Raw genomic sequence first — 5,896 nt, forward strand, 5'->3', positions numbered from 1 at the left:
AACGCCCGCGCCAACCCGAAAACCAACTTCGCCCCCGACTCACCGATCCGCACCTGGACCGATTACCCGGCCAAGGCTGCGTGACAAGCCACTAGGGTGCGTGCTGAGCTGCCGCGGACACCCCCTTGCGGGGTGACGGCGCGGCGGACGCCCCGGGGGGACGGATGTGCCCGCGCCCCGGCCCCCGCGGCGGGGCTGCTCTCGGCACATTGTGGACTTGGAAGGATTCATGACGGCTTCTCCCGACGAGCCGACGCCGGCGGCCGACGAGACCCCGGCGGAGGGATCCCCCGCCGGTACGGCGCTGCCCCGGCGGACCCGCAGGACGTCCGCGATCGCCGACGCCTCCGCCACCACCAGCCGGACCCCCACGGACTGGAACGGCGGCGGTGCGTCGGCACCGCGCGCCAAGCAGGCCGCCGCCCTGCCCGAGCGTCAGGAGGAGGGGGCGGAGCCGGAATCCGCCTACGCGGACGGCTTCGCCGCCGGGCTCGCCTTCGCGTCCCGCCCCGCATCCGAGGCCGACGAGGAGCACGCTTCCGCGCCGGTCGCGGGGGCGGCTCCGCAGGCGCCGCCGCCCGCGGCTCCCGCTGCCGGGCGCCGCGCGAAGTCCCGCCCGCTGCTGCTGCTCTGCGCGGGTCTGGTGGTCGGCGTGCTCGTCTGCGTGCCGTTCCTCGTGCGCGGTTCGGGGGAGGAGGAGCGCGGCGGGGCCGCCGTCACCCTCGCGGACGAGGACCCGGCACTCGGGACCCCCGGGGCCGGTCCGGCCCCGGCGAGCCCCAACGGCGGGCGGTCGCCGTCCCCCGGCGACAGCCCCCGGCGGCCGGCGGAGTCCCGGTCCCCGGAGGCGCCGACCCCCACTGCGAGCGGAACCGGGGACGAGGCCACCCCGCGGGCCACGGGCGGCGCGTCGGCGCGGCCCCCCGCGGCCGGCCCGTCGCACTCCGCCGCCGCCACCGGCACCGCGATCCGCAGCCACGACTCGGGCCGCTGCATCGACGGCAGCCCCCCGTGGGGCAGCCCGCTGCAGTTGTGGGACTGCACGGGCAGCGCCGCGCAGTCCTGGCAGATCAAGCCCGACGGGAGCATCCGCTCCCGGGGTCAGTGCATGGACGTCGCGGGCGGTTCGCGGGAGGACGGCGCCGCCGTCCAGCTGGTCGACTGCAACGGCACCGGAGCCCAGCAGTTCCGCCTCAACGCCGCTCACGACCTGGTCAACCTCCAGGCCGACAAGTGCGTCGAGGCGGAGGACTCACCGGGGGTCAACGGCACCAGGCTGCGGCTGTGGAGCTGCAGCGGCCAGGACAACCAGAAATGGAGCCGCGCCTGACGGCCGGTCCGGCGGTCCGTTCGGGAGGCGGTCAGGCGTTGTCGTTCCGCGCCAGGCACAGCACGTACTTGGTCGAGCCGTGCTGCGCCTGGAACGCGGCCACCGTGCGGGGGTAGGGGGAGCACCGGCCGGTGTCGGTGGTGTCGTCGAAGCGGCCGACGACCTCGTACTGGGCCTTCGCCGAACCGCAGTCGACGACCTTCACGTCCGGGAAGAAGACCTCCCCGTTGCTGTGGACGCAGTCGCCCACCTTGGCGTACTCGGGGTCGTCGTGGAGCAGGAGCCAGCCGCCGCTGATGAGGATCACGGGTATCAGCAGGCCCAGGGCGGTGGGGCGGAGCAGGATCGGCCGGCCGGGGTCGGCGGGTGTGCCGGGGGCGCCGGGGACCGGCTCGGGCAGGCGGTTGATCCTCCAGCGCTGGAAGAGGTTGACCAGCAGGGTGAGCGGGTTGACCAGCATCGAGGCCGGACTCCACCAGCCCTGCACCAGGCTGTTGGAGACCATCTCGCGGTGCTTGGCGATGCCGCAGCGCCGGCAGAACGGTGCCCGGACCTTCAGGAAGCGCATCATCACGACCATGCCCTGGTGGCCGCGGACGGTCGCCTGGACGGCCGGTACGGAGCCGCAGAACAGGCAGGAGCGTCCGTAGCCGGGCACCTCCTGCCCGAAGGGCGGCAGCGGTCTCGGCCGCGCGGCCGGGGGCACCGCCGGTGCCTGCGGCTGCGGTTGGGGTCCGGATGGGGACTGGGACGGCGCGGGCGAAGGCGTCGGCGTGGTCAAGGGGATCACCTGGGGTCCGTGTGAAGCCGATGTGAAGGGCGAGCGGAACCCTAGTGGGTGGTGCCGACATCCATCGACCCCATTCCCGAACGGCATTCGCGCCTCCTTCTTGACCCGCGCGCCGGGGGCGCCCTATGTTCGCAGTAGTTCCGCATGACAAAAGAAGACTTCCGCAATGTGGAAAGCGATGCGCATGTGGAGCACCGGGCGCGACAACCTGGACCGCAGGACGACGCAGGAGTGACCGAATGCCTCGAATGACCGCCGCCCGAGCGGCAGTGGAGATCCTCAAGCGCGAGGGCGTGGACACCGCGTTCGGCGTGCCCGGTGCCGCGATCAACCCCTTCTACGCCGCCCTCAAGGCCTCCGGCGGCATCCAGCACACACTGGCCCGGCACGTGGAGGGCGCCTCCCACATGGCCGAGGGATACACCCGTACCGCCCCCGGCAACATCGGCGTCTGCATCGGCACGTCGGGCCCCGCGGGCACCGACATGATCACGGGCCTCTACTCGGCGACCGGCGACTCGATCCCGATCCTCTGCATCACCGGCCAGGCACCCACCGCGGTGATCCACAAGGAGGACTTCCAGGCCGTGGACATCGCGTCCATCGCCGCTCCCGTGACGAAGGCGGCCACCACCGTCCTGGAGGCGGCGCAGGTCCCCGGGGTGTTCCAGAAGGCGTTCCACCTGATGCGCTCGGGCCGTCCCGGCCCGGTCCTGATCGACCTGCCGGTCGACGTCCAGCTCACCGAGATCGAGTTCGACCCCGAGACGTACGAGCCGCTGCCGGTCTGGAAGCCGGCCGCCACCCGCCGCCAGATCGAGAAGGCGCTCGCCATGATGACCGCGGCCGAGCGGCCGCTGATCGTGGCGGGCGGCGGGGTGATCAACGCCGACGCCGCGGATCTGCTGGTGGAGTTCGCAGAACTCACCGGCACCCCGGTGGTGCCGACCCTGATGGGCTGGGGCGCCATTCCGGACGACCACGACCTCAACGCGGGCATGGTCGGCCTGCAGACCTCGCACCGCTACGGCAACGCGACCTTCCTGGAGTCGGACTTCGTCCTCGGCATCGGCAACCGCTGGGCCAACCGCCACACCGGCCGGATCGACGTCTACACCGAGGGCCGCACCTTCGTGCACGTCGACATCGAGCCCACCCAGATCGGCAAGATCTTCGCCCCCGACTACGGGATCACCTCCGACGCCGGCGCCGCGCTCGGGCTGTTCGTCGAGGTGGCCCGGGAGCTGCGGGCCGCCGGGGAACTCCCCGACCGCTCCGCCTGGGCGGCCTCCGCCCGGGAGCGCAAGGCGACCCTGCACCGCCGCACGCACTTCGACGACATCCCGATCAAGCCGCAGCGCGTGTACGAGGAGATGAACCGCGCCTTCGGTCCCGACACCCGGTACGTCACCACGATCGGGCTCTCCCAGATCGCGGGCGCGCAGATGCTGCACGTCTACCGGCCGCGCCACTGGATCAACTGCGGCCAGGCCGGCCCCCTCGGCTGGACCGTGCCGGCCGCACTGGGCGTCGCGAAGGCCGACCCGGACACGCCGGTGGTGGCGCTCTCGGGCGACTACGACTTCCAGTTCATGATCGAGGAGCTCGCGGTCGGCGCGCAGCACCGGATCCCCTACGTCCACGTCCTGGTGAACAACTCGTACCTGGGCCTGATCCGCCAGGCGCAGCGGGCCTTCGACATCGACTTCCAGGTCAACCTGGAGTTCGAGAACGTCAACTCGCCCGAGCTGGGCGTCTACGGCGTCGACCACGTCAAGGTCGCCGAGGGCCTGGGCTGCAAGGCGATCCGGGTCACCGACCCGGCCGGCCTGGGGGCCGCCTTCGAGCAGGCGAAGAAGCTCGCGGCCGAGTACCGGGTGCCGGTCGTCGTCGAGGCGATCCTGGAGCGGGTCACCAACATCGCCATGAGCGTCACCAACGACATCGGCAACGTGGTGGAGTTCGAGGAGCTGGCCACCGAACCGGGTCACGCGCCCACCGAGATCATCCCGCTCACGGGCTCCTGAGTCCGGGCCCGACCGTGCCACCGGCCGCCCCGCCCTGACCTCCCGGGCGTGGCGGCCGGACTCCACGGACGACCGCCACCCGGTCGCTCAGAGCGGCCCGAACAGCCAGTTGCCCGGAGCCTCGGGGTCGGTGCCGATGTAGTAGGCACGGATGGCCGCCACCAGTTCGGCGGTGCTCACACAGCCGTCGCCGTCGGTGTCGATGCGGTTGAAGGCGGCGGCGATGTCGGTGACGGGGGTGTTGAAGGCCCGCTGCAGGACCTCGAACTCCCCGATCACGACACGGCCGTCGCCGTCGGTGTCGCACAGATGGGCGACGGCCTCGGCCGCCGGATGGAAGACCGGGTCGAAGGCGGGTCCCTCGATGAAGGCCTTGGTCATCCCGTGGTGGTACTCCGCGGAGGACAGCCGCCCGTCGCGGTCCCTGTCGGCGTACGCCGCCAGCTCCGCCCAGACGGCGTCCAGCCGCACCGCCACCGCCTTGCCCTTGGGCGAGGTGGGCGACATGCCGAAGCCGTGGATCAGCCGCGCGCCGACGTCCTGGAAGTCGGCGCGCTCGGCATATCCGTTGCCGTCCGTGTCCAGACGGCGGAAGGATTTGTCGAGCTTGCGCTTCAGAAGGGCCGTAGACATCGCTGCGTCCTTGACGTAGTCCTGGGTTGCCGTACGGAGGGGGAACCTCTCGATACTCCCCCGGGAGCGGCGGTCGCGCGACCCGAGTGACCACGGACGGTGAAGGGTTGGGCTGAGCTCGTCCCGGCTCAGGGCGTGACGTGCGGGCCCGTCCTGATCAGGACGTCGGCGGCGTCGTTGACCGGCTGCGGCGTGCCGGTGAGGTCCATGACGAAGAGCGGCACCCCCAGCGTGTCCGCGCGCAGCCGGGCGTCGTGGGCGTAGCCGGCAAGGGAGAAGAAGGCGCCGGTGGAGTCCTCGTTGAGGCAGTTCAGCCAGAGGGTCTCGACGTCCCGCAGCGGCGTCGGCCGGGTCGTCGGGTCGACCTGGGCCACGACCCCGTCGCCGCGCAGGTCGATGCCGTTGGCCGAGCGGTCCCCAGCGGTGCGCACACCCGCGAAGCCGAGCCACTTCAGGTACTGCGCGGCGGCGGTGACCGCGTCCCGCGCGGTACGGATGGTCACCGGCCGGAACGGCGGCCGCTGCGCATGCGCCGTTGTCCGCGCGGGCGCCGAGGGCCCCGGGCCGGTCTGCGGCACCGGGGGGACGGGGCGCCGCTCGGGCACCCGCAGGGCCCGGGTGTCCACCGGCAGCCGGACCACCGCCCCGCAGTCGCAGCCGAGTTCGGGCTGCGGCCACTGGTCGTCGCGTCCGCAGTCCGGGCAGCGCATGGCGACCCAGGAGTCGTCCCAGGACCGGTGGCGGATCTGCAGCGGGACGCCGCCGCGCAGGATCGGCAGCGCCAGCGGCGTGCCGCAGGCGCAGGGGAAGGTGGGTGCGGTGTAGGCGTGCTCCCGGCGGCAGGCCGGACAGCGCACGGGCACGCTCTCTGCCATGGTTCGCGACTCCTGGGCGGTGCGGGCGGTGCGGTGGTGCGGCGGGACGGCGGTGCCCGCCGGAACGGTCCTGCCGTCCATGGTCCCGCACCGGGAGCCCGTCGCGCACCCGACTTGTCGTCCCCGGTCGCCGCGGGAACGCACCGCCGCCCGGGGACCCGTACCGCGTCCGGCCCGGCCGCGGTACGGGTCCCCGGGCGGGGCCCGGTCCGGGGCCGCCCCGCCCACCCCCCCCAAACGC

General features: G+C 73.0%; 5 protein-coding genes. 2 read left to right on the forward strand and 3 right to left on the reverse strand.

All coding sequences use genetic code 11. From position 1 onward, the window contains the following. The first annotated feature begins 229 nt into the window (after positions 1 to 229). Entirely contained in the window at positions 230 to 1,330 is a 1,101-nt protein-coding gene (locus ACFW3D_RS41870) for a ricin-type beta-trefoil lectin domain protein (protein WP_500513719.1), read from the forward strand. Positions 1,331 to 1,361: 31 nt separating this feature from the next. On the opposite strand, the gene ACFW3D_RS41875 is transcribed toward ACFW3D_RS41870, so the two are convergent. Further along, a complete protein-coding gene (locus ACFW3D_RS41875) occupies positions 1,362 to 2,036 on the reverse strand; it encodes an LppU/SCO3897 family protein (RefSeq protein WP_500513721.1) in 675 nt (224 codons plus the stop codon). Positions 2,037 to 2,359: 323 nt separating this feature from the next. On the opposite strand from ACFW3D_RS41875, the gene gcl reads away from it, so the two are divergent. Next, complete coding sequence (gene gcl, locus ACFW3D_RS41880) at positions 2,360 to 4,147, forward strand: glyoxylate carboligase (protein WP_500513722.1); 1,788 nt, start codon at positions 2,360 to 2,362, stop codon at positions 4,145 to 4,147. An 87-nt stretch (positions 4,148 to 4,234) separates the two neighbouring features. On the opposite strand, the gene ACFW3D_RS41885 is transcribed toward gcl, so the two are convergent. Both ACFW3D_RS41885 and ACFW3D_RS41890 read right to left on the reverse strand, forming a co-directional pair. Continuing rightward, the gene (locus ACFW3D_RS41885; RefSeq protein ID WP_500513723.1) at positions 4,235 to 4,780 is read right to left on the reverse strand and encodes an EF-hand domain-containing protein; all 546 of its coding nucleotides are present in this window, start codon (positions 4,778 to 4,780) and stop codon (positions 4,235 to 4,237) included. Positions 4,781 to 4,908: 128 nt separating this feature from the next. Continuing rightward, positions 4,909 to 5,655 (reverse strand): hypothetical protein, encoded by a 747-nt coding sequence (locus tag ACFW3D_RS41890; protein ID WP_500513724.1) that lies wholly within the window; start codon positions 5,653 to 5,655, stop codon positions 4,909 to 4,911. Between the last annotated feature and the right edge of the window lie 241 nt (positions 5,656 to 5,896).

The organism is Streptomyces sp. NPDC058864 (genome assembly GCF_042742985.1).
Lineage (GTDB): Bacteria > Actinomycetota > Actinomycetes > Streptomycetales > Streptomycetaceae > Actinacidiphila.

Coding starts and splice junctions, on each gene's coding strand:
- ACFW3D_RS41870 (WP_500513719.1), top strand. CDS start 230: ATGACGGCTTCTCCCGACGAGCCGACGCCGGCGGCCGACGAGACCCCG.
- gcl (WP_500513722.1), top strand. CDS start 2,360: ATGCCTCGAATGACCGCCGCCCGAGCGGCAGTGGAGATCCTCAAGCGC.
- ACFW3D_RS41885 (WP_500513723.1), bottom strand. CDS start 4,780: ATGTCTACGGCCCTTCTGAAGCGCAAGCTCGACAAATCCTTCCGCCGT.
- ACFW3D_RS41890 (WP_500513724.1), bottom strand. CDS start 5,655: ATGGCAGAGAGCGTGCCCGTGCGCTGTCCGGCCTGCCGCCGGGAGCAC.